Source organism: Micrococcus sp. HSID17227 (genome assembly GCF_003989405.1).
Taxonomy (GTDB): Bacteria; Actinomycetota; Actinomycetes; order Actinomycetales; family Micrococcaceae; genus Micrococcus; species Micrococcus luteus.
In genome coordinates, this window is record NZ_RBLN01000009.1 from 1 (window position 1) to 25,609 (window position 25,609).

The window sequence follows — 25,609 nt, forward strand, 5'->3', positions numbered from 1 at the left end:
CGTGAGCCCCTGACCACGGAGCAAGAGACCGTGATGAGCACGGAGGTGATGCCGACCCTGCAGACCTGACAGGTACAAGCCCCCTACAACCTCGAAGACGGTTACACCACTTCCAGGGACTTGACCCACGCGCTCGGGCGTGGCCGCGGCCCGCGAGGGAAGCCCATCCGCCTTGTATGTGTGATGGATGGCAAGAACCTCGTGCGGGTCCAGGCCAGCGGCGTCGAGCACCGACCCAAGAGTCAGGACGAACGGCTCGGGAACCGGATCAGAGTGCGGCATAGGACCTCATTCTGCTCATGGGACGGATCCACATCGACAGATTGACACTTCAGACTCACAGTCGACCACCAAGGGGGGCTCTCAAGAGCGGCAGTGTCAGTCTCCCGCCCCTCTGGCCGACACCAGTCGGTACCGGGTGTCCTTGTGGCCCTGACCGCCGGTCATCTCCACCAGCCCGTCGAGCAGCGGCTGGCGGAGCGCGTAGCGGATCTGCCGCGCGGTCAGCATGGTGGCCTCCTCCAGGTCGCGGATGCCCACCGCCTCCCCCGCGGCCAGGGCACCGAGGACGCGCCCCTCGTGGCGGGTGGGCGCGGAGCTGGGCGGCACGGCCGACGACGGTGTCCCGGCCTTCGCCCCGGGCGTCACCTCCGCGGGGGACGTCGTCGCGACCTCCACGGCAGGCTCCCGCCAACTCGGCCGAGCCCCCTCGGGCCGCGGCCGCCAGAGCAGAGCCTTGAACTGGACGCCCGTGTCGATGAGCTGAGGCCGGTCCAGCACCCACTGCCGAGCGGACCGGAACACCTCGTGGATGCCGCCGCCCTCGCCCTCGATGACGGAGGCGCCGTCCGGCGTCGTGAGCTTCTTGGCGATCTGGTACAGCCGCTGATTGACGGCGGCCTGGGCGTGTTCGTCACTTTCGAGCTGGGTGAGTGACACTCCGCGGAGGCCGCCCGGGCTCTGGATGAACAGGGCCCGGTCCGTGAGCCGCACCTGGATGGCCTTGCCCGCGCCGAGGGTGTCGGGGCCGAGGTCGCGGTGCACGAGGGCGTTGCCGAGGAGTTCACGGACGGCGGCGAGCGGGAGCTCGGGGCGGCGCTCGAGCTGACCGTCGGGGCGGTACACGTGCTCGGTCCCGAGGTTCTGGCGCACCCAGGCCATCACCTCGTCGAGCAGCACGGGGACGGGGCCGGTGAAGTCCGTGAGGTTGCGGCTGCGCGCCTGCCCCTCTCCCCCGCGCACCTGGACGGCGGCGGTGACGGTGAGCCCCGGATAGCGGCCCTGCGGGTAGTCGCCGAGGGCGTAGAGGCCGGCCAGGGTGGGCTCCCCGGCGGCGGTGAGGACGTTGGTCTGGCGGAGGATCTCCTGGTGCGTGCGGTCACGGAGGCGGCGGTCCCGCTCGCGCACGGCCGCCACGTAGTCGGTCACGAGCTCGGGGACCAGGTCCTCCTCGCTCATCCCGGTGACGGGCTTGACGTCGTAGTCCACGCGCTCGTCGGCGTGGAGCTTGGCGACCTCCAGCATGCGCAGCTCGTGCGCGTGCATCACGTAGTCGCCGTCGGACTGGCGGAGATAGGCCTGCCCTCGCACCGTTGCGGGCCGGTCCGTGAGGCGCAGGGGCACCACGTGGGCGACGAGCACGTCCTTCCCGTCCAGGCGGAAGACCTGGGGCAGGAGGGTCGGGCTGGGCGTCACGGCCTCGCGTGCCTGGGCCACGAGCCCCGCCTCCAGTGCGGCGACGTCGGGCACGCCCACCACGCGGAACTGGCCGTGCGCCTCGTCGACGCCGCAGATGACGGTTCCACCGGCGGGCATGTTGGCGAAGGCGCAAAGCGTCTCCGGCAGGGAGGGGACGCCGCCCGTGGCCCGCTTGACCTCGACCGAGGTGGTGTCGCCACGACGCGCGCGGAGGGCGTCGAGGGTGGCCGTCAGATGATCAGAGGACCAGTTCACAGTGACAACTGTAAGTCATGGTGTCAGTGTCATGACGGGCGCTTCCCGTGACGACCGTTCAACCCGGACCCCGGCGACGTCGAAAACCTGGACGAGGTGCGCCTCCGCGGCGGCATGAACGTGTACCCGCAGGAGATCGAGGAGGTCCTCTACGAGCACCCGGCGGTGGCGGAGGCCGCCGTGGTGGGCGTGCCGCACCCGGAGCTCGGCGAGGAGGTGGCCGCCTACGTGACGCTGGCGCCCGGCGCGACCGCGACCGAAGAGGAGCTCGTCGCGCACGTGAAGTCCCAAGTGGCGCCGTACAAGTACCCGCGCAGCGTGGTGGCGATGGACGGCCTGCCGAAGACGGCGACCGGGAAGATCCTCAAGCGGGAGCTGGCCACGGCGCAGTGAGGCGGGGCCGGCCCCGGGCAGGGCCCGGGCTCTTGGTCCACAGGACCGCAGGTTTCCGTCAGAACCTGGGCCGTCGGCTCAGGTTCTTACCGAAACGCGCGGTCCGCGCGCGGCGACGGCGCGATCGGCGACGCCACGGGGAGCGCCGACAGCGCTGGGGTCGCTGACGGCTTTCAGTAGGCTCAGACTCACCACGTGGGCGCCATGGTGGATGAACCCGGCTCCCGGAGGGCGCGTCCCACGCGATACGCCCGTGGTCCGAGACCTCGACGGAATGGAATCCCGTGTCGACCTTCCAGACCCCCCAGTACACGATCGTCGAACTGCTGAACAAGGCTCAGTGCGGCGAGCTTCAGCTCCCCGACTTCCAGCGGCCTTATCGGTGGGACGACGAGCGCATCCGGTCCCTGCTGGTCACGATCCTCCGCGGGCACCCCATGGGCGTCATCATGACCCTCAAGACCGGAGGTCATAATGTCCGCTTCAAGCCGCGCCCCATCACCGGTATCGGCCACGAGGGCCTGAAGGAGCCCGAACTCCTTCTTCTGGACGGTCAGCAGCGCACCACATCGATGGTGCAGGCCCTCACGGGGGATGGCGTGGTGGACACGGAAGACGCGCGCCATCACAAGCTGAGGCGCCGATACTTCGTGGACGTGGTCAAGGCACTGGGCGATGTCCGGGAACAGGAGGACGCCGTCGTGTCTCTGCCGGACTCGGGCATCGTCACGGGGAACATCGGCCGAGACGTCGTGCTGGACGTGACGACGGAGGAGAAGCAGCACGCGGCGGGACTCATGCCTGCCACGGTCCTCTTCGACAGTGCACGCTGCTTCGCGTGGATGATGGGCTACCAGCAGGGCGCCCCGGAGCGGATGGCCGTCACCCAGCAGTTCCTCTCGACCGTGGCCCAGTCCGTGCAGACGTACAAGGTGTCCGCCATCGAACTCGACAAGGACATCTCCAAGGACGCTGTCGCCACCGTCTTCGAGAAGGTGAACACGGGCGGTCTGCGCCTCGACGTCTTCGAGCTCCTCACGGCCACTTTCGCGGGCGACGGCGCCTACTTCAAGGAGACGGGCGAGGACTTCCGTCTGGCTGAGGACTGGGCGCGCACCGAGGAGGTGCTCCACAAGTACCCGGTGCTCAAAGAAATGAGGAGCACAGACTTCCTCATGGCTGTCTCCGTGCTGATCACCCTGTCCAAGCGCCGCACAGCCCTGGCCGCCGGCAAGACGGGCAAGCAGGTGCCCCAGACCAGCGCCCGCCGTGAAGACATCCTCAGCATGAGTCTGGACGACTACCGGACCTGGGCTCCTCAGCTGCGGGAAGCCTTGCCTAGGGTGGCCAGGCATCTCCGCGATCTCCACATCCATGAGAGTCGGGGCATCCCGTACAGCTCGCAGGTCGTTTCGTTGATGATCGTCACCACCCTGCTGGGCGAGCGAGCTGAAGAGCACGCGGTGCGCGCGCGCTTGAACCAATGGTTCTGGTGCGGAGTTCTGGGCGAGCTCTACGGGTCTACGATCACGACCCAGCTGGCCAAGGACGCGGAGCAGTTGCCCGATTGGTCTCTGGCCAAGAGCTCTACCACTCCGGAGGCCATCATCCGCGCCAGCTTCGCGGAGTCACGTCTCGGTTCTCTGCGCTCACGGCAGTCCGCCGCCTACAAGGGCCTCTACGCGCTGATCATGGCGCAGCAGACCCCCGTGAAGGACTGGATGTTGGATCAGAAGCTTGACTTCCAGTCGTATGACGAGCTGCAGGTCGACATCCATCATGTCTTCCCCAAGAAGTGGTGCGAGGACAACGCGATCGAGTATTGGCGACGCGAGAGCATCATCAACAAGACTCCTCTGGCGAAGAAGACAAACATCCGCCTGCGGGGCGACTCACCCGCCGTCTACATCGACCGCCTGGATGCGAAGGGCCTCAGTGCGGAACAGGTGGACGCGCAGATTGCGACCCATGCGATTGACCCGGCGTTTCTCCGGGCAGGGGACTTCGACGGCTACTTCCAGGATCGTCGCCGTCGACTCGTGGACCTCATTGAGAGCGCCATGGGCAAGTCCGTCGTTCGCGACTGGGACGTTGATTCCGAATCAACGGATGCACCCGCGAACTTCAATGAGCCAGCGGCATCGACGGGCGGTGTCTCCATTGGGGGCGAGCCGACACCGGACAGGACCCTCTGATCCTATCGGAGGCGAACTGGCCCACCGCTCTCGGACCGGCTCATGAGGAGACGGCTCAGCTCTGCGCGCGGTACTCGGAGGCGAGCATCGTGTAGGTGACGCCGTCGATCCACCCGCGGGTGAGATGCAGCGGCTCCTCCTTGAGCGTGCCCTCGTGGCGCAGCCCCACCTTGGCCATGACGCGCAAGCTGGGCGCGTTGTCCGCGAAGGCCTCCGCCTCCACGCGGCGCACGCCCAGGCCGGTGAAGGCGAGGTCCAGCAGGGCGCGGGCCTGCGCGGCGACGGCGGCGTACGAACCGGTGCCGAGCACGTCCGAGGCAGCCAGGTAGTCGGCCAGGCGGTCCGGGTCCGAGGGCTCGCCGCCGGGCACCTTCACGAGGGAGCCGTCCGCGAGCTCGACGCGCATGTACTGAGCCTGGCTGCCCGTCTACGAGCCCGCGTCGGCGCAACGGGACTGGTAACCGGCCTGGCAGATATCGAACGTGTTGTCCGAGAGCATGAACGAGCCGATCACAAAGTCGCCCAGCTCGAGGGTGGCGACCTCCGCGCCCTTCTCCACGATCGTGCCCACGTACTCGTGGCCCATGCGGCGGTGGTCCACCTCGTTGTGGCCGCGGTAGGGCCACAGGTCCGATCCGCACACGCACGCGGCGGCCAGCTTGAGGACCGCGTCCGCGGGCTTCACGACGCGCGGGGTCTCCACGGTCTCCACGACGACGTCGCCCGGCGCGCGGATGACGACGGCCTTCATGGTGGCGGGAATCTCGGGGGCGGTGAGGGTGGGGGTCTCGGTGGTCATGGGGTGTCCTCTCGTCAGGTCCAGGGAATGTCGCGGAGAAGTCTCCCCCGCGCGCGGAACTCGGAGGCGAGCAGCGCGTAGGTGACGCCGTCGACCCAGCCGCGGGTGAGGTGCAGCGACTCCTCCCGGAAGGTGCCCTCGTGACGCAGGCCGACCTTCTCCATCACGCGCAGGCTGGGCGCGTTGTCTGCGAAGGCCTCCGCCTCCACGCGTCGCACGCCCAGGCCCGTGAAGGCGATCTCCAGCAGGGCGCCGGCGAGCTCGGTGGCGTAGCCCCGTCCGGCGTGAGCCGGGTCGATGGTCCACCCGATCTCCGCCTGCGCGTTCCGGGCCTCCTCGCGTGGCCCGCCCTGGCTCCACGCGTCCTGCACGGCCAGCTTCCCGACGCCGATGATCGCCTCATCCACGCGGACCGTCAGCCGGTCGCCGGTGGCGAGGTACTGCTCCCGCAGCTCGTCGGCCGAGCCGGCCCGCCCTGACGTCCACGTCCAGACCTCCTCGAGGCGGCAGAAGGCGAAGACGGCGGTCGCATCGTCAGCGGCGAACGGGGTGAGCGTCAGGCGCTCGGCGCGCAGCGGGAAGGCGACGCCGCGGCGCGCGGCGAGGGCGGCGAAGGGGGTGGGCATGGGGTCACGGTAGCGGCACGGGTGATGGGGCCCCGCCCCTACGCTCGGGGCATGAGGATCGAGCTGGCCCGTTTCCGCGTGGTGCCCGGCAAGGAGGAGCGCGCCCGGGCGTGGATGGACTTCCCCTGTGCGACCCCAAGGCGTTCCGGGAGACGCTGGAGCCGGAGCGCATGTACGTGGAGACGATCTTCTCCGAGGTGGTGGACGGGGTGACGTACCTGTCTTGGTACTCGGTGCAGGGGGAGGGCGCTGCAGATGCGCGGGCGTCCGCCCACTGGCTGGACGAGCAGCACGTGGTCTTCTGGCAGGAGTGCATCGACCCGGACTTCACCCCTCAAGACCTCGCCCCGGAGGTGCACGTGACCCCGGAGCGGGTCGAGGCGGCCATGCGGCCGCTGGACTGTAAGACAACAGCCCAACGCCCGATCCGTTCGCATGGATCCGCATGTGCAACGATCGGGCCGGATCGTTACCTAAGAGACGCCGGTGTGGACGCTTCCTGACGAACTGCGCCGAGCATCCTCACCCCACCGGGCGCAGCCGCTCCGTGGGCAGGGCCGGGGTGACGCTCGCGGCAGGGTTACCGACGTCGTCGGCCGGGTCGGACCGCCAGTCCTCAGCGCGCGCACGAGGGTGGCCATCAGCGTCCGACGGTCGTCCCGCCGAGGGATGAACCGACTGTAAGCCGGGTTCTGTACCCGTCAGCCCTTCCCGCGTGCATCGGCCCACTTCTGCCAGCGGTCGAGGATCATCGGCACGGCGGTCTCCCGCCACCACGGGAGGTGGATCAGCGCCTGGCTCATGCCGCCCACGTTGCAGCGGTCCATGTTCACGCTCACTCGGTCATAGGGCGTGGCCTCGGTGAGGATCTCGTCGATCGCCCCGTCCACGAGGCCCTTGAGCTCGTCACGCGACGCCGGCGGCGGCTCACGCGCGAACCGCACCCGGAGTTCGGTCCACAGGCCGACGGACCCTCGGAGCCCGTACTGCTCGGGGTGCTCGCGGAGCAGATCCCCGACCGTCGTCGGCTCCCAGCTTTCCGGGAGTCGCCCCTCTTCTGCTTCTTCCTGCGCAGCGGCCAGTGCGACCATCCAGGCTCGAGCTGCCTTGATGTGGGGGCGGGGGGCCTGCGTGGGTGAGGTTCAGCGGCGGGCGCCACGCCGTGATCACGTGCTTCTCGACGTCACCGAGGGCCACGGGCACTTCGGGCACCCAGACGCGAAGGACCAGGTGGTCGACCATCCACCTGGTCAGCGCTTCTTCCGAGCGCTCGCTGAGGTCGAAGGTCGCCGGACTCTTGCTGGAAGGCTTGCCCCCGGCCCGCGGCACCGGCCAGAGGAGCGCCGAGTGCTCCAGCAGCGCTGCGAACGTCCTGCGCACGGTGGACCGGCCGGTCTTGCCCGTGCCGAAGTGCTGCCGCACATCCCTGGCGGCCAGACTCCGCTCGGCCTTGCCGACGTACAACAAGCCGTCCGCCCCCACCGGCACCTCAGGTCCGAGCTCTCGACGCACACGGGACACGTCCTTCGCGTACACGGCGTAGAGGCCTGGGGCGTCCGGGACAGCGCCGCCCTCCTCCGACCAACCGGTCACGCCCCACTCCGGGCCACCGTCCCCGAAGAGATGCAGCTCGAACACCGGCCCGTGGCCCAGAGTGCGCACCGCGTCCTGGACGGCCGCGTCCATGCGCGCCGGCGTCAGTTCGTACGTCATGGCTCCATGGTGGCGAACAGCCGGACGCGTTAGCGGCCCACAGCTGTGCTCGGGGTGCCCCGCTCGCCACAGCACGGCATCATGGCCCCATGGTCTCCGCCCCGTTGCCGTTCCGCCGCTGGGAGACCCCAGCAGGGCTGGCACCTTCGCTGATCTTCGAAGACGGGGTCGGCCCTGGGATCTACGTCCTCGAGTTCTCGAACGGGGATCAGTACGTGGGCCAAAGCATCCATCCCGCCACCCGGTTCGCGAGCCACCGCCGGCGGTGGCAGGACATCGTGGCCGTGAACTTCACCCCGGTGCCTCCGGAGGAGTTGGATCGGGTCGAACAGGCCATGATCACGGAGAAGCGACGCGCAGACGTCCGCCTTCGCAACCGCACGCTGCTCGCCCAGCCATTCGGAGACTCCCCCCTCGACTTCATCGTCACCCAGGAGGAACAGGCCGCGTGGATCGGGGATGATCCCATGAACGTGGAGCGGGAGATCGCCCCGCAGCGGATCGTTGAGGCCCGCGCCCGACGACGCACGGACAGAGGGCGCCTCCCTGAACCGGTCCGGGAGCACCCGCATCTCGCGGAGGCCGTCGACTCGATCGCCGGCTACCTGTACTACGTGATCCCCCTCCCCACGGAGACGGAAGGGCGCGGATGGGTGCTCAGCGCGTGGCCCTCCACGAACCGTGCGCGGAGCCACCGCCGGTTCGCGACCCTGAGCATCCAGAAGGTGGAGATGCTGTACCTCTACGAGGCCCGGACCGAGGACGGCGAGTGGGAGCAGACCATGGTTCTGAACGTCCACGACTCCTTGGAGATCGACGACGAACTCCGCCCCCTCTTCTTTCAGACCGCTTATCGCACGACTGGCCCGGTGTGGACCACCGCCGTTCACGGGTGGGAGGACATCGGCGTTCTCCTCGGCCACCCCGCAGTGCTCCTCGCCGCACGCAAGCTGGCTCTCTCGCAGCTGCGGAAGGGACGGGCGATGTTCTCTCGAGCCCACAGCTGGGCCCTCGCCGACGCGGCGTTCGCGCACATCGGGGACGTGCTGGACGAGTGGGCCACGGCCGGAAACGACCGAGCGGCTCGCCCCGGCTCGTGATTGGATGAAATTCGATTCCATGCAGCGGACTGAGGAGTAACCACCATGCCCGTCGAGATGAAGATGTGGCGCATGGACCAGCACGGTGCACCCCGTCCGCTGGACCAGGCCCGCATGCCTTCGGAGGCCGAGCTCCAGCGGTTCCTCGTCAAGGACCCCACGCTCCTTGGTGAGCCGCTGCTGGTGATCGGACGCGAGGTTCCCACGCCCTACGGCACCCGCATCGACATCCTCGCGATGGACGGGGAGGGCAATCTCCACGTCCTCGAGCTGAAGCGCGACCGCACTCCCCGAGCAGTGGTGGCCCAGATCCTCGACTACGCCTCGTGGACCTCCCAGCTCCCGCGAGAGGAGATCCGGGACATCGCACGGCGTCACCTCGGCACGGACCTGGAGACCGCCTTCGACGAGACCTTCGGTTCGAGCCTTCCGGACGAGCTCAACGGCGAGCAGCGCCTGACCATCGTGGCCGCCACCCTGGACAGCAGCTCCGAACGGATCGTGGCCTACCTGCGCACCTTCGGGGTCCCCATCAACGCCGTCTTCTTCTCCTATCTCGAGGACGAGGATCGCCGGTACCTCGCCCGTTCGTGGCTCGTCAGCTCCGACGAGACGACCGCTGCGTCCACCGCCGCCACGGACCGCGCGAAAAAGGCAGCATGGAACGGGGTCGACTGGTACGTGGTCTACGACCGCGAATGGGAGGACGCCCGCCGCTACGGCTTCGTCTCTGCTGGCGGCGGGCGATTCTACACACGGACCCTGCGCAACGTCCCTGTGGGCGCCCGCATCTGGGTCCACATCCCGCAGACGGGCTACGTGGGTGTCGGGAAGACGACGGGGCCCGCGATGCGCTTCGACGAGGCCATCCTGCCCACAGCCGAGGGCGAGCAAGCACTTGATGCTCTCCCCCTGAAGGGCGAGTACCGCCACGCCTCCGAAGCTAGTGACGACAACACCGAATGGGTGCTCCCCGTGCGGTGGATCGACACCAGGCCCGCCTCGGAGGCCTACTGGGAGAAGGGCATGTTCGCCAACCAGAACAGCGCCTGCAAGCTCCGCCAGGAGTTCACGCTTGCTCGCCTGGCGGAGGAATTCGACGTTGAGAGCCCCCAGTCCCGGCGGGGGTAGACCACCCGACGTGACCACGGCGACAGATGGCCTTGACGCCTCGAATGTGAGCGATCCATGTCCGAGGCCCCGCAGCTTGCCACTGCCACACGGGGGGACCTCAGGTCTGACTGGCACCATGTAGGAGGCCGAGTGTAGGCCGCGCATCCTGACACTCGTCCCTTCAGCCCGTTGCTGAGCAGGTGCCACAGCTGGTACCCACGCGCCGAGCCCTGCGGCATGCTTGGACCATGACGCGAACGGACGGCGAGCAGCCGGAGGACACCTCCGGCGACGACAGGCCTCAGGGACACCTCGACCCTCGGGAGTGGCGGATTCGCCTCGAGAATGCCCTCGACTTCCCTGCCACTGTGCGCGAGGCCCTGGACGCCGTGCGGGCAGCGTCCATCAAGACGCTGGAGACGAATGAGCAGAGCCGTCAGACACACGACTGGCTTCTCAGGAAGAAGATGGAGGTCATCGAAAGGGAGCTCGACAAGCCGGACCTCACGCGGGAGGACCGCGACCATCTGATGGCCATGGTGGACGACCTCATTGAGCGCGCCAACGCCAAAGATGAAGAGAACCGGCGCTTTCTCGCCGGCCTGACGCATGGGGGAATGAACGCGGCCGTAACTATTGCGGGCCTTGCCATAGGCACAGCCGGCGTCGTCGCAGTTACTGCCATCGCTGGCCCAGACGGTCTTAGGCAGGTCGGCCAGCTTCTGCCACAGATCGCTCAGCGGGCCCTCCGGAAGTAGTCACCCGCTACGCCGCGCTTCCTGCCTTCGACGGCGCCCCGGTGCCGTTTTCCACCTCGGCCCGCCGCCGGACGTCGGCCAACACGGCCACCACGGCGTCGGCCGCCTCGCCGGGATACACGGCGTCCACCCCACCCATCGCCAGATAGGGGTCCTCGTAGAGGCGCCCAGGAGACACCACACCGTTGCGGACCAGGTCGTCCACGAGCATGCGAGTGAAGTGGATCTGGTCAGCGTTCCACCGCCCCTCATCCAGGAAGCCTGCCAAGGCCTCCTCGGCGGCGCTGCGGTCCAGGCCGACCAGGCCTCGGATGAACACACCGAGTTCGTCCCCGGCCTGGTCGCGGACCCAGTCCAGTTCGGGACGCTCCGACCCGCCTGCCTCCACCAGCATGCGGCCGAGCTCGTCCAGGTCCGCCTCCGTCAAGGGCTGATTGCCGCGAAGCTTCCGCAGAGCCAGGGTGTCCCGCTCGCCCTGCAGGAAGGCCCTCGCCTTCCGCCGGTAGCGCTCCCAGTCCATGCCGGGCCTGGACGGCACGATCACCACTTCACTGGAGTCCAGGAGGGTGTCCACGAAGTCGGTGTAGACGGGGGACGAGGTTCGCCGGGGCAGCAATGCCACGAGGTCACGCAGACCCTCGCGCAGGGCCTCGACGTCTGCGAGCCCCGCGTCCTCCCACCAGAGGTCTTCGGCCACGCGGGACAGCAGGTCCTCCTTCTGCTTCACAGCGGGGATGCGCACCTGGCTCAACACAGCCCCGGCGATGTCCTGGATCGCCGTTCGGCACCGTTCGGCCGTGGTGAGGTCCTGGTCCAGGTCGGCGAGCTGCCAGCGCAGGGTGAGTAGATCGAAGCGTTTGGCGGCCTCGTCGGGGTCGCGCACCGCGGAGGGCAGTCCTGCCACGTGCTCGGCGAGTTCCTGGACGTCCTCGGCGCTCACGCGCCCCCAGGCTGCGGCGTCGGACCAGCGCTCCACCTGACGCCGGTGCTTGCGCACCAGGAGGTTCTGCCCGGGCATGGCCGCCACATAGGAGTGCAGCCAGTCGGCGTGACTGCGGCGCACGGCGTCGGCTGTCGCCTCCCGTTCGCTCCCCGGTTCGGTCTGTGCATCCAGAGCCGCGACGACGGCGGCCCGCGTCTCGAAGATCTGCTGGGTGAGGGGTTTCGGCTGGGATGCTTCCCGTTCGGGAAGGTCCTGGTTGAAGTACTCGAGATTTCCGCCGACGTCGATGACGGTGAAGGAGGTCTTGTCCCGCCCAGGACCGAAGAGGTCAGGGCGCAGGCGGGTGCCGCGGCCGAGCATCTGCCAGAACTTAGTCTTGGAGTGGACCACCTTGAACAGCACGAGGTTGACCACGTCGGGGATGTCCACGCCGGTGTCGAGCATGTCCACGCTGATGGCCATCTGGGGCATCTTGTCCGGGTCGGAGAAGTCGTCCAACAGGGCGCCGCTGTAGGCGGTCTTGCTGGTGATCACGCGGGCGAAGCCGCCGCCCAGTTCGGGGAAGCGCTCGTTGAACCGGCGCTCGATGAACTCGGCGTGCCGCTGGTTCTTGGCGAAGACGATCGTCTTCCCCAGCCGGTCTCCATCGGCCACCTTCTGCCCGCGCTCCATGAGCAGCTCGAGCACCTTGTCCACGGTGTCGTCGTTGAAGAGGAAGGCGTTGATCTCCTGGGAGTCCACGTTCTCCGGAGGTCCGTCCTCGCCCCAGTCGAGGGCATCCCACTCGGCCTTCTCCTCCTCGGAGAGGTCGTCGTAGCGGATGCCCCGGCGGAGGAACTCGGTCCCGGCAGACACCCCCTCCGGCGGCACCAGGTAGCCCTGCTCCACGGCCTCGGCGAGGTCGAAGGCGAAGGTGGGGACGCCGTCTTCGAGGTGGAAGAGGCGGTAGGTGTTGCGGTCCACCTCGTCCTTGGGGGTGGCGGTGAGGCCGATCAGGAGGGAGTCGAACCAGTCGAAGATGGCCCCGTACTTCTGGTAGACGGAGCGGTGGGCCTCGTCGATGATCACGAGGTCGAAGTGCCCCGCGCCGAAGCGGCGGGGTCCGTCCTGCCCGTCGCGCTGGAGCAGGTTGAGCATGGTGGGGTAGGTGGCGGCGTAGATACGCCCTTCGGCGGTCCTGTCATTGAGCAGGTTGACGACGGTCTCGTGCGGCAGGTGCCTCGTGAAGTTCTCGGCGGCCTGTTTCACCAGGGCGGTGCGGTCGGCGAGGACGAGGACGCGCTTGACCCACTTGGCACGCAGCAGCTGGTCGACGAGGGCGATGGCGGTGCGGGTCTTGCCGGTTCCGGTGGCCATGACGAGCAGGGCGTCGCGTTGGCGGGCGGTGAAGGCCTCGCCGACGGCGCGGATCGCCTCGAGCTGGTAGGGGCGCCCGGCGATCTCGGTTTTGGGAAGCACGGTGGCGAGGTCCTGGCGAGCGGTGCGGCGCTGGATGAGCCGCTCGAGTTCGTCTGCCGTGAGGAACCCCTCGATCTCACGGGGTGGGTAGCCCCCAGCGGGGCCGAAGGCGGCGTCATCCCAGAGCCAGTGCTCGTAGCCGTTGCTGTAGAAGATCAGCGGACGGCGGCCGTACTGCGCTTCGAGGGCGTCCGCGTAGCGGCGGGCCTGCTCCTGGCCTTCGTGGGGGCTACGGGTGGTGCGCTTGGCCTCGAGGACGGCAAGGGGAAGGCCGTCGGCACCCCAGAGGACGTAGTCCACCCGGCCGGTGCCGCCCTGGGTGGGCAGTCCGGTGACGGGGTATTCGCGGTCGCGGTCCTGGTCGAGGGGCCACCCGGCTTCGTGGAGGAGCAGGTCGATGTAGAGGGTGCGGGTCTCGGCCTCGGCGTAGTCGTAGGCGTGGAGGTCGGTGAGCTCACTGGCAGCCGCGGCTGCCTGGGCGGCGGCGATCTGCTCCCGCAGGGCGGCGATCTCCGCTTCGTAGGCAGCGGCCTGCTGCTCGCTCTCCTCGCGAAGGCGGGCGTTGGCCTCGTCCTGGGCCTTGAGCCGGGCGATGACCGCGTCGAGCTGTTCGACGGGCATGGCTGCCTGGCGCGGGGCCCGTGCGGGGTCGAACTGCGCCTTGGTGGGGACGGCCTCGGGGTGGGGGCCGTGGTGGAAGGCCGTCCAGACGAGCACGTGGAAGAGCTCACGGAGGATCGTCAGGGCAGCCCGGGAGTCCAGGGCGAGGTCCTTGTGGACGGCGTTGTTCCCCGCCTTGCGGAGGAAGTTCAGCTTGTCCACGATGCCCCGCCCGGCAAGCGTGCTGAAGGCGGGGGCGTTGATGCGGCCGGCGAGGTCGGTGCTGTAGGGGTCGTCCAGGCCACGGGTGGCGTAGAGGAACTCCACGATCCGCTCGACGGAGCGTCGGGCGTAGAAGGCGGCGGCGCGCGGGTCCGTGGTGAGGTAGGCCTCGGCCTGGGCGGCATCCCGATGGACGGCGGGGAGCGCCTGCGCCACCCAGTCCATGTTGCTTGCCATCGGCTCCTCCTTCGGTGCACGCCGCCACGCTGCGGCTGGGCTCTATCCTGCCGGGTTCACAGCTCGCCGCGGAATGCCCGGTACTGCAGGGACGCGAACAGCTCGTCCTCGAGGGCCAGCGCCCGCTCGATCCGCTCCCGTTGCGCGTCGATCTTCGCGACGACGGCGGCGAACTCGCGCTGGACGGAGACGGGTGGGATAGGAATCATGACCTGACCGAGCGCCTTCTGATTGACCTTGAATGTTCCATTGGTCGTCCGGGCCGCAGAAAGGATCTGCCGACGAACAAAGGGTTGACCCCACGCCGCCTCGAAAAATCGAGGATCCACTCTCGAAGTATCCAGCTCGGCAGCGATCACCGTATCCGGAAAAACAATCCCCTCGCCAGATTTCCCAGAAAATACCCCCACGCCGACAAGATTTTTATTTCCATTCCCACGCGCCAGGAGAAAATCATCAAGATGGACACGTTTCGCCCCTGAGGGAACCTCTCTAAATGCCCCACGCTTGATAAGCCTTGGATCAAATCGAGATTGAGTAACCGATGAGAGCGTGAGAACATCTTCTTCATGCAGTCCCCCTCGGTCGGGTGACTGCCCATTGCGAAGAGACAACCATGCTTCAGAAGCTGGCACCAGTTCCCCCGGAGCCTGTCGGGAGAAATCCTGGAATACCGCATGTATGAACAGATTCAGCCCTCGCAATTGCGCACGGCGACGCGACCGCCGCGCATCGGCCCGGTCCAGGATCGCCGCGATGCGCCGCTGCTCATCGAGTGACGGCAGTTCGGGAACGTGGAGACTCACAAAATCTTTTACCGATGTGCGACGCCTCCTCGGCACACTGCCAAATGCAACTGAATCATACCTCGCCACCATCCCTGGAGCAGAGAGAATCCTGTAGACATAGGATTCATCCAGCCCCTCTCGCACCCTAAATGTCGGATAGAGGGGGCTCGCCACCCCACTGAAACCTAGGTCATTCATTGCGAGAGCGCCAGCCCACAGCAAGTATGGATTAAATGCAAAAGTCCCAGGCTGGATAAGCTTATATCTTGAGGTGTCCTCTGTCGCAAGCCTTTTGCTGAAACGCTCACCCTGAAGAACGAACCCCCTCTTCTCCGTCAGAGTAAGAACCGGAATTTCCTCATGACCCCCGGGGCGTTCCGAAATTTCAAAGAGCAGATCTCCCACCGTCTTCACTGCAGCATCGCCTTCAGCTCGGCGGTCCCCGCGGCGATCTCCGCGTCGAGCTTCTCGAGGTCCGCGAGGATCTCCAGCGGGTCCCGGTGCTCGACCTCCTCGACCTCGATCTCCTTGTACCGATTGATCGAGAGGTCGTACCCCTGCTCCACGATGTCCGCCTTGGGCACCAGGAAGGACTGCGCGGTCCGCGGCCGGTCCTTCTCACCTGCCAAGTCCTGCCAGCGCTGCAGCACATCCGGCAGGTCGTTCGCCTCGGTCGGGTTCCGCTTGTCGTCCAGGCTGAACCCGTCCGCACGGACGTCGTAGAACCACACGTCGTCCGTGCCCCCGGAATCCGTGCGCTGGAAGAAGAGGATCGCCGTCGAGACCCCCGCATACGGCTTGAACACGCCCGAGGGGAGCTTCACCACAGCCTCCAGGCGCTGGTCCTCGACCAGCATCCTCCGCAGGTCCTTATGGGCCTTCGTGGAGCCGAACAACACCCCGTCCGGGACGATCACCGCCGCACGGCCCCCCGGCTTCAACAGCCGCAGGAACAGGGCCAGGAACAGCAGCTCCGTCTTCTTCGTCTTCACCACACGCTGCAGATCCGCGCTCACTCCCGCGGCATCCAGCGAGCCGGCGAACGGGGGATTGGCGAGGATCAAGCTGTACTTGCCAGCGTCGTCGTCGCTGGCCCCCTGCGCCAGGGAGTCCCGGTACGCGATGTCCGGGGCCTCCACCCCGTGCATCAGCATGTTCATGCTCGCGATGCGCAGCATGGTGCTGTCGAAGTCGTACCCGTGGAACATCCGCCGGTTGAAGTGCAGGCGAGCATGCGCGTTGTAGAACATGTCCGGGTGCGTCTCCCGGAGGTGCTCCGCCGCACCCACGAGGAAGCCCGCCGTGCCACAGGCCGGGTCCACGATGACGTCATCCGGGGTGGGTGCCGTCATCTGAACCATGAGGTCGATGATGTGCCGCGGCGTGCGGAACTGGCCGTTGACGCCCGCCGAGGCGATCTTCGAGAGCAGGTACTCGTAGAGGTCACCGGTGGTGTCTCGGTTGCCCATCGGCAGCTGGTCGATCAGATCCACCGCAGTGGAGAGCATGCGTGCGTTCGGGATGGTGAACCGGGCATCCCGCATGTGATGCGCGTACGTGGAGTCCTCACCGCCCACCTGCTGGCCCAGCTGCCGCAGGAACGGGAACACCTCCCGGTCCATGCGGGAGAACATCGTCTCCGCGGACTCGTTCTTCAGCTGCTGCCAGCGCAGATGCTGCTGCTCAGGGCCGAAGACCGGGTTCTCCACCGGCTGGCTCGTGCGCCGCGCCTTGGCCTCAGCCTGCGCCTGCCTCTCGTCCAGGCGACGGAGGAAGAGCAGGTAGGTGATCTGCTCGATCACCTCCAGCGGGTTGCTGATGCCGCCCGTCCAGAAGGCGTCCCAGACGCGGTCGACCTGGTTCTTGAGCGCTCCGGTAATCACGGGTCACATGCTACCGCGATTATCCCTGTCCTCAATCTCGTCTTCGTAGTCAGCCAGAACCTTTCTTAGGTATTCAGCCTTCTTACGATCCTTAAACTCTTTTCGGTTCCCAAGAGCGACCCCCCCGAAAATAGCTGCCAGGAGGAGAATGACACCGATGGCCCAGATGGCCTGCTGACCAGCAGGAAGGAAAAAACCAGAAAGCAACGCGAAGAGGCCGCTTGTAAAAGAGCTGGTAACGAAAGCAAGCGTCAGATCATAGCCCACCTTGGCGGATGCCTCAAGCGCGTCAAGCTGACGTCGGATGTGCCGTGCCTGAAGCTTGAGTCGCCTGCTATCAAGGCTCCTGGGGTCGGGGATCAGGTATCCGTGCTCATGGTGGCTATAATCAATAGCCTTCTCACTCGACTCGTTGTCGAACTTTTCGATCTCCACCCAGCTCCTCCTAGAACCCGCCCGAACCCCCGCCATCCTGTGCGAGGTTGCTGAAGCGACTGTAATGCCCCTGGAACCCCACCACAATCGTCTTCGTGGGCCCGTTGCGGTGCTTGGCCACGATCAGGTCGGCCTCGCCGGCGCGCGGGGACTCCTTGTCGTACACGTCCTCGCGGTGCAGCAGGATTACCATGTCCGCGTCCTGCTCGATCGACCCGGACTCGCGCAGGTCAGACACCTGCGGCCGCTTGTCCGTCCTCTGCTCAGACCCACGGTTCAACTGGCTCAACGCGATCACCGGCACGTCGAGCTCCTTGGCCAGCAGCTTCAAGGCACGCGAGAACTCGGCGACCTCCTGCTGACGGGACTCGACCTTCTTGCCCGAGCTCATGAGCTGCAGGTAGTCCAGCACCACCATCTTGAGGTTGTTCTTCTGCTTGAGCCGCCGGCACTTGGCGCGGATCTCCATCATGGTCATGTTCGGGGAGTCGTCGATGAAGAACGGCGCCTCGTTCAGCCGCCCCACGGTCGCGGCGATCTTGGACCACTGGTCGTCCCGGATGGTGCCCTTGCGCAGGTCCTGCAGCGCGATCGTCGCCTCGGCGCTCAAGAGCCTCATGGCGATCTCGTTCTTGCCCATCTCGAGGCTGAAGAACACGGTGGCCATGTTGTGGTGGATGGCCGCGGCCCGCGCGAAGTCCAGCGCGAGCGTGGACTTGCCGACGGCGGGGCGCGCCGCGATCACGATCATCTGGCCGCCGTGCAGGCCCTGCGTCAGCTCGTCGAAGTCGTAGAAGTCGGTGGGGACGCCCGTCAGGCCCTCCCCCTGGTTGCCGGCCGCCTCGATCTCGTCGACGGCGTGCTCCATGATCTCCGCGAGGCGCACGTAGTCCTCGGACTGGCGGTTCTCCGCCACCTTGTAGATCTCGGACTGCGCCTCGTTGACGATCTCCTCGACCTCGCCGTCTCCCTGATACCCCAGCTGGGTGATCTTGGTGCCCGCGGTCACGAGGCGGCGCAGGACGGCCTTCTCCGCCACGATCTCCGCGTAGAAGCTCGCGTTGGCGGCGGTGGGCACGGACTGGATGAGCTCGTGCAGCACGGCGGGGCCGCCCACACGGCTCAGCTCCTGGCGCTTGTTCAGCAGGTCCGCCACGGTGACGGCGTCCGCGGGCTCACCGCGGCCGTAGAGGTCGATGATCGCCTCGTAGATCATCTCGTGGCTGGGCCGGTAGAAGTCGTGGCCGCGCAACAGCTCCACCACGTCCGCGATTGCGTCCTTGGAGAGCATCATGCCGCCCAGCACCGACCGCTCCGCCTCCAGGTCCTGGGGCGGCAGGAAGCGTTCAGAGGAACGGCCGCCGTCGTAGGAGCCCGAGTCTCCGTAGTTCTCAGTCAACGTCCGGAGACTCCCTTCCCACAGCCCGCACGACGGCGGCCCTCGCCGGTCTTCCCGGCCCTGATTCCTCTGTTGTCACCGCCCGTGCCGCCGCATCCTCCTGCAGGCGGACGGTGCGACGGTCCCCGGGGCGACGGTCCGAGCGGATGCGCGCCTGTCAGTGGTCACCTGCGGCCAATACCCGCCCTCGCGTTGGGGATACCACGCGACACTACGCGCGCCGTGGAGGCTGGGCAACCGCGTTTCCCACAGGCCTTGTGGATAACGTGTGGATTCGGCGGCGTGTCGTGTGGATCGCCTGGGGACCGCGCTGGGGACAACCGCTCGACCGCTCCCATAATCCCGCTCTGACCTGGGACGATGCGATCCCCAGAGCTGTGGAGGAAGATTCTCCACCCCCCTTTCGGCCCCGTCAATCCAACTTGACAGCACCCTCGTTTGCACCCTCATCACACCGCCTGGTACACGCCTATCCACACCGTCGTCCACACCCTCCACATCTGTGGACAACTCCTGTGGACAAGGTGCCCCGATCTGGGGACGGCGAAGTTGACAGCGTCTGCGCACGGCCCCGGGTCCTCCCCGTGCCCACCTCTCCCGGCCGCCCCGGACCGCCCGGCACCGATGACTCACGCACGTCAGTGACCCGCCCCAGAGTCATTGGACGGAACGCGAGCACGGTGCTTGGGTGGAACCCGTCGTCGTGTCGTCCGCCACAGTGAGGAGTCCGCCGTGCCCCCGGCCACCACCGCCCCCTCCCCGGCCTCGCTCCCCCTCGACGGCGTTCTCGTCGCCGACTTCTCCCGCGTCCTCGCCGGCCCGCTCGCCACCATGACGCTGGCGGACCTCGGGGCGCGCGTCATCAAGGTGGAGCACCCCGAGCGCGGCGACGACACCCGCGGCTGGGCCCCGCCCCGCTCGGTGACGGGCGCCACCTACTTCGAGTCCGCGAACCGCAACAAGGAGTCGGTCGGCTGGGACCTGAAGGACCCCGAGGACCAGCGGCGGGCCGCCGCCCTGGCCGCCCGGGCCGACGTCGTGGTCCACAACCTCAAGCCCGGCACCATGGAGCGCCTCGGCCTGGGCTACGACGACGTCGCGCGGGAGAACCCGTCCGTGGTCTACGCCGCCGTCTCCGGCTTCGGCGACCGCGAGGGCCGGGACCTGCCCGGCTACGACTTCATCGTCCAGGCCGCGGGCGGGCTCATGAGCATCACCGGCGAACCGGACGCCCCGATGAAGGCGGGCGTCGCCCTGGTGGACGTGCTCACGGCCAAGGACCTCACCGCCGGCGTGCTCGCCGCCCTGCTGCGCCGCGAGCGCACCGGGGAGGGCGCGCACCTGCGGCTGAACCTGCTCTCCTCGCTGCAGGGGGCGCTCGCCAACCAGGGCCAGGCCTGGCTCGGCGCCGGCGTCGTCCCGCGGCGGATGGGCAACGACCACCCCTCGATCGCCCCCTACCAGCTGCTGGCGTGTCGGGACGCGCCGCTCGCCGTCGCCATCGGCAACGACGCGCAGTTCCGCACCTTCGCCGCGGCCCTCGGCGTCCCCGAGCTCGCCGAGGACCCGCGCTTCACCACGAACACGGACCGGGTCGAGCACCGCGAGGAGCTGCGCACCGCCCTGGAGGACGCGCTCTCGGCCGAGACGGCGGCCCACTGGCGGGACGTGCTGCAGGCCGAGCGGCTCCCGGTCGGCCTCGTGTCCACCGTCGCCGAGGGCGTCGAGCTGGCCGAGTCCCTCGGCCTCGAGCCGACCGTCGAGGTCCAGGACCGCTCCGGCGCCCCCGCCGGCCGGCAGTTCCGCCACCCGGTGCAGTGGGACCCGCCCGTGGCGCACCCGCGTCACGCGCCCCCCGCGCTCGGTGCGGACACGGCGGCCGTCAACACCTGGCTCGACGCCCGCTGACCACCCCGCAGAGAGGACCCCCGCCATGACCACCCCGTTCCACGCCGAAGCCGACTCGTTCCTCGGCCGCGCCGACGTCGTCGGCCTGGACTCCCTGTTCTCCGCCGAGGAGAAGGCCGTCGCACTGAAGGTGCGCGGTTTCGTGGACGAGCACATCCGCCCGCACATCGCCCGCTGGTACGACGACGCCGTGTTCCCGCGCGAGATCGTCCCCGAGCTGGGCCGCCTCGGCGTGCTCGGCATGCCCTACGAGGGCCACGGCATGCCCGGCCGCTCGGCGGTGGAGTACGGCCTCGCCGCCCAGGAGCTCGAGGCCGGCGACTCCGGCCTGCGCACCTTCGTCTCCGTGCAGGGCTCGCTCGCGATGGGCGCGATCCACAAGCACGGCTCCGAGGAGCAGAAGGCGCAGTGGCTGCCGCGCATGACCATCGGCGAGGCGGTCGGCTGCTTCGGCCTCACCGAGCCGGGCGCCGGCTCGGACCCGGCCTCCATGACGACGACGGCCCGCCAGGAGCCCGGCGGCGACTGGGTGCTCGACGGGGTCAAGCGGTGGATCGGGCTGGCCACGCTGGCCGACGTCGCGATCATCTGGGCGCAGACCGGTGAGCCCGGCGACGGGCGCGGGGTGCGCGGTTTCGTGGTCCCCACGGACACCCCCGGCTTCCGCGCGGAGGCGATCACCCAGAAGCTGTCCATGCGGGCCTCGGTGCAGTGCGAGATCCACCTCGACGGCGTGCGCCTGCCCGCCTCGGCGATGCTGCCGGCCGACTCCGCCGTCGGGCTCAAGGGCCCCTTCCAGTGCCTCAACGAGGCCCGCTACGGGATCATCTGGGGCGCGATGGGCGCCGCCCGCGACTCCTTCGACGCCGTCCTCGACTATGCGATGCAGCGGCAGCAGTTCGGGGTGCCGCTGGCCTCCCACCAGCTGACGCAGGCCAAGCTCGCGGACATGGCCGTGGCCATCGGCAAGGGCTACCTGCTGGCGCACCAGATCGGCCGCGCCAAGGACGCCGGCCCGCTCACCCCCGCCATGATCTCCGCCGGCAAGCTGGACAACTGCCGCGTGGCCATCGGCATCGCGCGGGAGGCCCGCGAGATGCTCGGCGGCAACGGCATCACCCTGGAGCACTCGCCGCTGCGGCACGCGAACAACCTCGAGTCCGTGCGCACCTACGAGGGCACGGACGAGGTCCACCAGCTGACGCTCGGCCGGCACCTCACGGGCATCGGCGCGTTCGCCCCGGCCCGCTGAGCCCCGCGCCCGGGCTCAGGCGTCGTCGGCGGGCGCCTCGGGCGCCGGGGCCTCCTCGGCGACGGACGCGAGGATCGGGGTGGCCGGCAGCTTCCGCACGCGCTTGGGGCGGCGGGCGCGGGCGGGGATGAGGGCGCGCATGTTCTCGGTCTTGCCGAAGCAGAGCAGCCGGTCGCCCTCCTCGAGGACCTTGGTGTCCGCGGGGTTGGGGAACACGCAGGTGCCGCGGTGCAGGGTGAGCACCTGCAGGTCCTTCGCGAGCAGCCCGGAGTCCTCGATGGACTGGCCCACCCAGCCGGAGCCGGCGTGCACGGTGATCTCACCGACCCCGTACCCGGTGGACACGGCCAGGCGCTGGCGCACGTCGATGTCCGGGAAGCCGGCCTGGTCCGCCACGTAGTCGATGATCGCGCCGGCCACGTCCAGGTCCGTGGCGGCCTCGATGCCCTGCAGCCCCGGCGAGGAGTTCACCTCCATGACCAGCGGGCCGTGCTCGCCCTCGAGCATGTCCACGCCGGCCACCCGCAGGCCCATGATGTGGGCCGCCCGCACGGCGGTCTCCGCGTACTCGGGCGAGAGCTCGACGCGCTCCACGGTGCCGCCGCGGTGCACGTTGGAGCGGAACTCGTCCCCCTGGGCCCGGCGGCGCATCGCGGCCACCACGCGGTCCCCCACCACGAGCGCGCGGATGTCCGTGCCCTTGGACTCCTCCACGAACCGCTGGATGAGCACCTGCTGGTTGGTGCCGTGCAGCGTCTCGATGATCGCCTCGGCCACCTTCTTGGTCGGCGCCAGGATCACGCCGATGCCCTGGGTGCCCTCAAGCAGCTTGATCACCACGGGCGCCCCGCCCACCATGTCGATCGCCGTGGACACCTCGCCGCGGTTGCGCACGAACACGGTGGCGGGCATGTCGATCTCGTGGCGGGAGAGGATCTGTGTGGCCCGCAGCTTGTCCCGCGAGTTCATGATCCCGGCGGCCGTGTTGGGCGTGTAGACGTCCATCTGCTCGAACTGGCGCACCACGGCGGTGCCGAAGTAGGTCACCGAGTTGCCGATGCGCGGCAGCACGGCGTCGTAGCCGGACAGGGGGCGGCCGCGGAACATCAGATCGGGCTCGTCCGAGCTGAGGTCGATGCCGAAGCGCAGGGTGTCCAGGACCTTCACCTGGTGGCCGCGCTCGAGCGCCGCGGTCTTGAGGCGCTGCGTCGAGTAGGCGCGCAGGGAACGGGAGAGGATGGCGAGCTTCATGACCGCTTTCCTGGGAGGATGAGGGGCGTGTCTGAATCTAAGCACACGGCCCCGGCCCCCCACGGCGTGCCCCCCACCGACGACGGCGCCGCTCGCCCGGGGCTGGTGGGCTGGCGCGAATGGGTCGGCCTGCCTGCCGCCCACACCCCCTGGATCAAGGCCAAGATCGACACCGGCGCCCGCACCTCGGCGCTCCACGCCTTCGGCATCGAGCGGTTCACCCGCGACGGCGCCGCCTGGGTCCGGTTCGAGGTGCACCCGTGGCAGACCTCGGCGGCGGACGCGCGGACGGCCGAGCTGCCGGTGGCCGACCTGCGCACGGTCCGCTCCTCGAACGGCGAGGCGCAGGAGCGCGTCGTCGTCGTGATGCCGCTGACCTTGGCCGGCCGCACGATCGAGGCGGAGGTGACCCTGACCCACCGGGACGAGATGGGCTTCCGCATGCTCGTGGGGCGCACCGCGCTGGCCGCCGGCGGCCTCCTCGTGGACCCCGCCGCCTCGTACGTGGGCGGGCAGCCGCCGCGCGGCGTGCGCCGCCGGAACCGGGGACGCGCGTGAGCCCTCGCCCCGCCCGCGCCCCCTTCGCGTTCGGCGGGGTCGAGATCCCGGCCGGCCGCCGCCACGAGCTGTCCCTGCCGATCTCCCAGCTCGTCACCGGCGCGGACGTCACCCTGCCCGTGCACGTGCTGCACGGCCGCGAGGACGGGCCCACCGTGTGGGTCTCCGCCGCGATCCACGGGGACGAGGTGGCCGGCGTCGAGATCGTCCGCCGCGTCCTGGAGCGCCTGCAGCCCACGCAGCTGCGCGGCACCCTGCTGGCCGTGCCCATCGTCAACGTGCTCGGCGTGATGGCCGGGGACCGCTACCTGCCGGACCGCCGCGACCTGAACCGCTCCTTCCCCGGCTCCGCCCGGGGCTCCCTGGCCTCGCGCATCGCGCACCTGATGATGACCGAGGTGATCGGCCGCTGCACCGTGGGCATCGACCTGCACACCGGCGCGGACCGCCGCTCCAACCTGCCGCAGATCCGGTGCGACCTGGAGGACCCCCGGACCCGCGCGCTCGCCGAGGCATTCGGCGCCCCCGTGCTCTTCCATGCCCGCCTGCGGGACGGCTCCCTGCGCGCCGCGGCCCGCGAGACCGGCGCGCGCGTGCTGCTCTACGAGGCCGGTGAGGCCTGGCGATTCGACGAGTACGCGATCGCCCCCGGCGTGGACGGGGTCCTGCGTGTGCTCGCCGCCCTGGACATGGTGGATCCCGCGGACGTCGGGCTCACCGAGCCCGGGCCGGACGCCGTCGTCGACGCCCCCGGTCCGCTGCCCGGCGAGGTCCCCGAGGAGCGGACCACGGACGTGCCCGAGGCGACCGACGCCACCGGCGAGGACACCGCCGCCGTGCACCCCGACGTCGTCGACGGTGAGCAGGACGCCCCCTACCTGGTGTGGCAGTCCACGTGGGTGCGCGCCCGCGCGGACGGCCTCGTGCACCTGGACGTCTCCCTCGGCGAACGCGTGAGCGCCGGGGACCGGATCGGCGCGCTCTACAACTCGTTCGGCCGCCGCCTCGCGCACGTGAAGGCCGAGCTGACCGGCGTGGTCATCGGCCGCACCGAGGCACCCCTGGTGCACCGCGGCGATGCCCTCGTGCACATCGGGGGATGGGACGCATGAGCACCCCCACGACGACGGCGGCCCCCGGCGCGCCCGCGCGCTGACACTGGGGCCGCCGCAGGGCTCACCGGGGCCGCGGGGCGGCGTGGGACGCTGAGCCCTATCGCGGCCACGCGCGCCGATGCTCCACTGGGGGTCCGAACCGCCCGCCGAGGCCCTCGCCGGGCCGGCGGTGCGGACCGCTCACCGTCCTGGAGGTTCCGTCATGACCGCCCGTCCCGTCGCCCCCGGCATCCACCTCGTGCAGCACGCCAACGTGAACTGCTATCTCATCGAGGACACGGACGGGCTGACCCTCGTGGACGCCGGCCTGCCCGCCGTGTGGCGTCCGCTGGGGCACGCCGTGCGCGCGCTCGGGCGTCGCCCGGAGGACATCAAGGCCCTCGTGCTCACGCACGCGCACTTCGACCATGTCGGTGCCGCGCGTCGCCTCGTGGAGCGGCTGGGGGTCCCGGTGTACGCCCACCGCGCCGAGCACTACCTCGCCGCCCATCCCTACTCCTACGCGCACGAGAACCCGCGCGCGCTCTACCCGCTCCGCCACCCGGCCGCGCTGCCGATCCTGGGCTCGATGGTGGCCGCCGGGGTGCTCGCGGTGAAGGGCGTCAGGGCGACGGCCGAGCTCACCCCGGGGGAGACGGTGCCCGTCCCCGGGCGCCCCGTGGTGGTGCCGAGCCCGGGCCACACGCACGGCCACTGCGCCCTGCACCTGCCCGACCGGGACGTCCTCATCTCCGGCGACGCCCTCGTCACCCTGGACCCCTACACCGGTCGCCGCGGCCCGCGCATCATCGCCGGGGCCGCGACCGCCGACAGCGGCCTCGCCCTGCGCTCGCTGGACGCCCTCGCCGCGACGGGGGCCGGCACGGTCCTGCCCGGTCACGGCGAGCCGTGGCACAGCGGCGTCGCGAGC

At 69.0% G+C, this 25,609-nt stretch carries 21 protein-coding genes and 2 pseudogenes; 11 read left to right on the top strand and 12 right to left on the bottom strand.

Annotated elements, in window-relative coordinates:
* Positions 1 to 378: 378 nt before the first annotated feature.
* Complete coding sequence (locus D8M29_RS01255) at positions 379 to 1,953, bottom strand: RNA-binding domain-containing protein (RefSeq protein ID WP_036337850.1); 1,575 nt, start codon at positions 1,951 to 1,953, stop codon at positions 379 to 381.
* Positions 1,954 to 2,052: 99 nt separating this feature from the next.
* On the opposite strand from D8M29_RS01255, the pseudogene D8M29_RS01260 reads away from it, so the two are divergent.
* Both D8M29_RS01260 and D8M29_RS01265 read left to right on the top strand, forming a co-directional pair.
* Positions 2,053 to 2,346, top strand: a pseudogene (locus D8M29_RS01260) (long-chain fatty acid--CoA ligase); the annotation flags it as partial.
* Positions 2,347 to 2,630: 284 nt separating this feature from the next.
* Entirely contained in the window at positions 2,631 to 4,541 is a 1,911-nt protein-coding gene (locus D8M29_RS01265; protein ID WP_127434992.1) for a DUF262 domain-containing protein, read from the top strand.
* Positions 4,542 to 4,596: 55 nt separating this feature from the next.
* Here the strand turns inward: D8M29_RS01265 and D8M29_RS13935 are convergent, their stop codons facing one another.
* Genes D8M29_RS13935 through D8M29_RS01275 form a run of 3 tightly spaced genes read right to left on the bottom strand, consistent with a single transcriptional unit; the run spans position 4,597 to position 5,966 of the window.
* The gene (locus tag D8M29_RS13935; RefSeq protein ID WP_194073913.1) at positions 4,597 to 4,947 is read right to left on the bottom strand and encodes a GNAT family N-acetyltransferase; all 351 of its coding nucleotides are present in this window, start codon (positions 4,945 to 4,947) and stop codon (positions 4,597 to 4,599) included.
* Between the two features lie 21 nt (positions 4,948 to 4,968).
* Positions 4,969 to 5,340, bottom strand: coding sequence for an alcohol dehydrogenase catalytic domain-containing protein (locus D8M29_RS13940; protein ID WP_194073914.1), 372 nt, complete (start codon positions 5,338 to 5,340; stop codon positions 4,969 to 4,971).
* Between the two features lie 14 nt (positions 5,341 to 5,354).
* Complete coding sequence (locus D8M29_RS01275) at positions 5,355 to 5,966, bottom strand: GNAT family N-acetyltransferase (protein WP_052001145.1); 612 nt, start codon at positions 5,964 to 5,966, stop codon at positions 5,355 to 5,357.
* 110 nt (positions 5,967 to 6,076) lie between these two features.
* On the opposite strand from D8M29_RS01275, the gene D8M29_RS01280 reads away from it, so the two are divergent.
* The gene (locus D8M29_RS01280; protein ID WP_194073915.1) at positions 6,077 to 6,469 is read left to right on the top strand and encodes a DUF6176 family protein; all 393 of its coding nucleotides are present in this window, start codon (positions 6,077 to 6,079) and stop codon (positions 6,467 to 6,469) included.
* A 198-nt stretch (positions 6,470 to 6,667) separates the two neighbouring features.
* Here D8M29_RS01280 and D8M29_RS01285 read toward each other — a convergent pair whose 3' ends face one another.
* Together D8M29_RS01285 and D8M29_RS14445 are read right to left on the bottom strand one after the other, a co-directional pair.
* Positions 6,668 to 7,057: a hypothetical protein gene (locus tag D8M29_RS01285; protein ID WP_127434991.1), complete on the bottom strand. Its 390-nt coding sequence runs from the start codon at positions 7,055 to 7,057 to the stop codon at positions 6,668 to 6,670.
* A gap of 49 nt (positions 7,058 to 7,106) precedes the next feature.
* A pseudogene (locus tag D8M29_RS14445) lies at positions 7,107 to 7,679 on the bottom strand (GIY-YIG nuclease family protein); the annotation flags it as partial.
* Between the two features lie 89 nt (positions 7,680 to 7,768).
* On the opposite strand from D8M29_RS14445, the gene D8M29_RS01290 reads away from it, so the two are divergent.
* The 3 genes from D8M29_RS01290 (at position 7,769) to D8M29_RS01300 (ending at position 10,650) form a co-directional block, all read left to right on the top strand.
* Positions 7,769 to 8,779, top strand: a complete 1,011-nt coding sequence (locus D8M29_RS01290; RefSeq protein ID WP_052001142.1) for a GIY-YIG nuclease family protein — start codon at positions 7,769 to 7,771, stop codon at positions 8,777 to 8,779.
* Positions 8,780 to 8,824: 45 nt separating this feature from the next.
* The gene (locus D8M29_RS01295; protein WP_127434990.1) at positions 8,825 to 9,910 is read left to right on the top strand and encodes an endonuclease NucS domain-containing protein; all 1,086 of its coding nucleotides are present in this window, start codon (positions 8,825 to 8,827) and stop codon (positions 9,908 to 9,910) included.
* 230 nt (positions 9,911 to 10,140) lie between these two features.
* Entirely contained in the window at positions 10,141 to 10,650 is a 510-nt protein-coding gene (locus tag D8M29_RS01300) for a hypothetical protein (RefSeq protein ID WP_036338511.1), read from the top strand.
* A gap of 7 nt (positions 10,651 to 10,657) precedes the next feature.
* On the opposite strand, the gene D8M29_RS01305 is transcribed toward D8M29_RS01300, so the two are convergent.
* From D8M29_RS01305 to dnaB, 5 genes are read right to left on the bottom strand one after another with little or no spacing between them, the layout of a single operon-like run.
* Entirely contained in the window at positions 10,658 to 14,110 is a 3,453-nt protein-coding gene (locus tag D8M29_RS01305; RefSeq protein WP_238692746.1) for a DEAD/DEAH box helicase family protein, read from the bottom strand.
* 56 nt (positions 14,111 to 14,166) lie between these two features.
* Entirely contained in the window at positions 14,167 to 15,312 is a 1,146-nt protein-coding gene (locus D8M29_RS01310) for a hypothetical protein (protein ID WP_127445767.1), read from the bottom strand.
* A complete protein-coding gene (locus tag D8M29_RS01315) occupies positions 15,309 to 16,781 on the bottom strand; it encodes a class I SAM-dependent DNA methyltransferase (protein WP_127434988.1) in 1,473 nt (490 codons plus the stop codon). The genes D8M29_RS01310 and D8M29_RS01315 overlap by 4 nt, the downstream gene beginning before the upstream one ends.
* Before the next feature lie 3 nt (positions 16,782 to 16,784).
* Positions 16,785 to 17,216, bottom strand: coding sequence for a hypothetical protein (locus tag D8M29_RS01320; RefSeq protein ID WP_127434987.1), 432 nt, complete (start codon positions 17,214 to 17,216; stop codon positions 16,785 to 16,787).
* Positions 17,217 to 17,226: 10 nt separating this feature from the next.
* Positions 17,227 to 18,615, bottom strand: a complete 1,389-nt coding sequence (dnaB, locus tag D8M29_RS01325) for a replicative DNA helicase (RefSeq protein ID WP_010079804.1) — start codon at positions 18,613 to 18,615, stop codon at positions 17,227 to 17,229.
* A gap of 732 nt (positions 18,616 to 19,347) precedes the next feature.
* On the opposite strand from dnaB, the gene D8M29_RS01330 reads away from it, so the two are divergent.
* Positions 19,348 to 20,523 carry a CaiB/BaiF CoA-transferase family protein gene (locus D8M29_RS01330; protein WP_127434986.1) on the top strand — a complete coding sequence of 392 codons (1,176 nt, stop codon included), beginning with the start codon at positions 19,348 to 19,350 and terminating at the stop codon, positions 20,521 to 20,523.
* A gap of 25 nt (positions 20,524 to 20,548) precedes the next feature.
* Positions 20,549 to 21,775 (top strand): acyl-CoA dehydrogenase family protein, encoded by a 1,227-nt coding sequence (locus tag D8M29_RS01335; RefSeq protein WP_127434985.1) that lies wholly within the window; start codon positions 20,549 to 20,551, stop codon positions 21,773 to 21,775.
* 15 nt (positions 21,776 to 21,790) lie between these two features.
* On the opposite strand, the gene rimK is transcribed toward D8M29_RS01335, so the two are convergent.
* Positions 21,791 to 23,026, bottom strand: a complete 1,236-nt coding sequence (rimK, locus tag D8M29_RS01340) for a 30S ribosomal protein S6--L-glutamate ligase (protein ID WP_123243984.1) — start codon at positions 23,024 to 23,026, stop codon at positions 21,791 to 21,793.
* A gap of 27 nt (positions 23,027 to 23,053) precedes the next feature.
* On the opposite strand from rimK, the gene D8M29_RS01345 reads away from it, so the two are divergent.
* From D8M29_RS01345 to D8M29_RS01355, 3 genes are all read left to right on the top strand, one after another.
* Positions 23,054 to 23,584, top strand: coding sequence for an ATP-dependent zinc protease (locus tag D8M29_RS01345; RefSeq protein ID WP_036314387.1), 531 nt, complete (start codon positions 23,054 to 23,056; stop codon positions 23,582 to 23,584).
* The gene (locus D8M29_RS01350; RefSeq protein ID WP_127445768.1) at positions 23,581 to 24,696 is read left to right on the top strand and encodes a succinylglutamate desuccinylase/aspartoacylase family protein; all 1,116 of its coding nucleotides are present in this window, start codon (positions 23,581 to 23,583) and stop codon (positions 24,694 to 24,696) included. The genes D8M29_RS01345 and D8M29_RS01350 overlap by 4 nt, the downstream gene beginning before the upstream one ends.
* A gap of 205 nt (positions 24,697 to 24,901) precedes the next feature.
* On the top strand, positions 24,902 to 25,609 hold a 708-nt coding region (locus D8M29_RS01355), incomplete at its 3' end, for an MBL fold metallo-hydrolase (protein ID WP_148111509.1).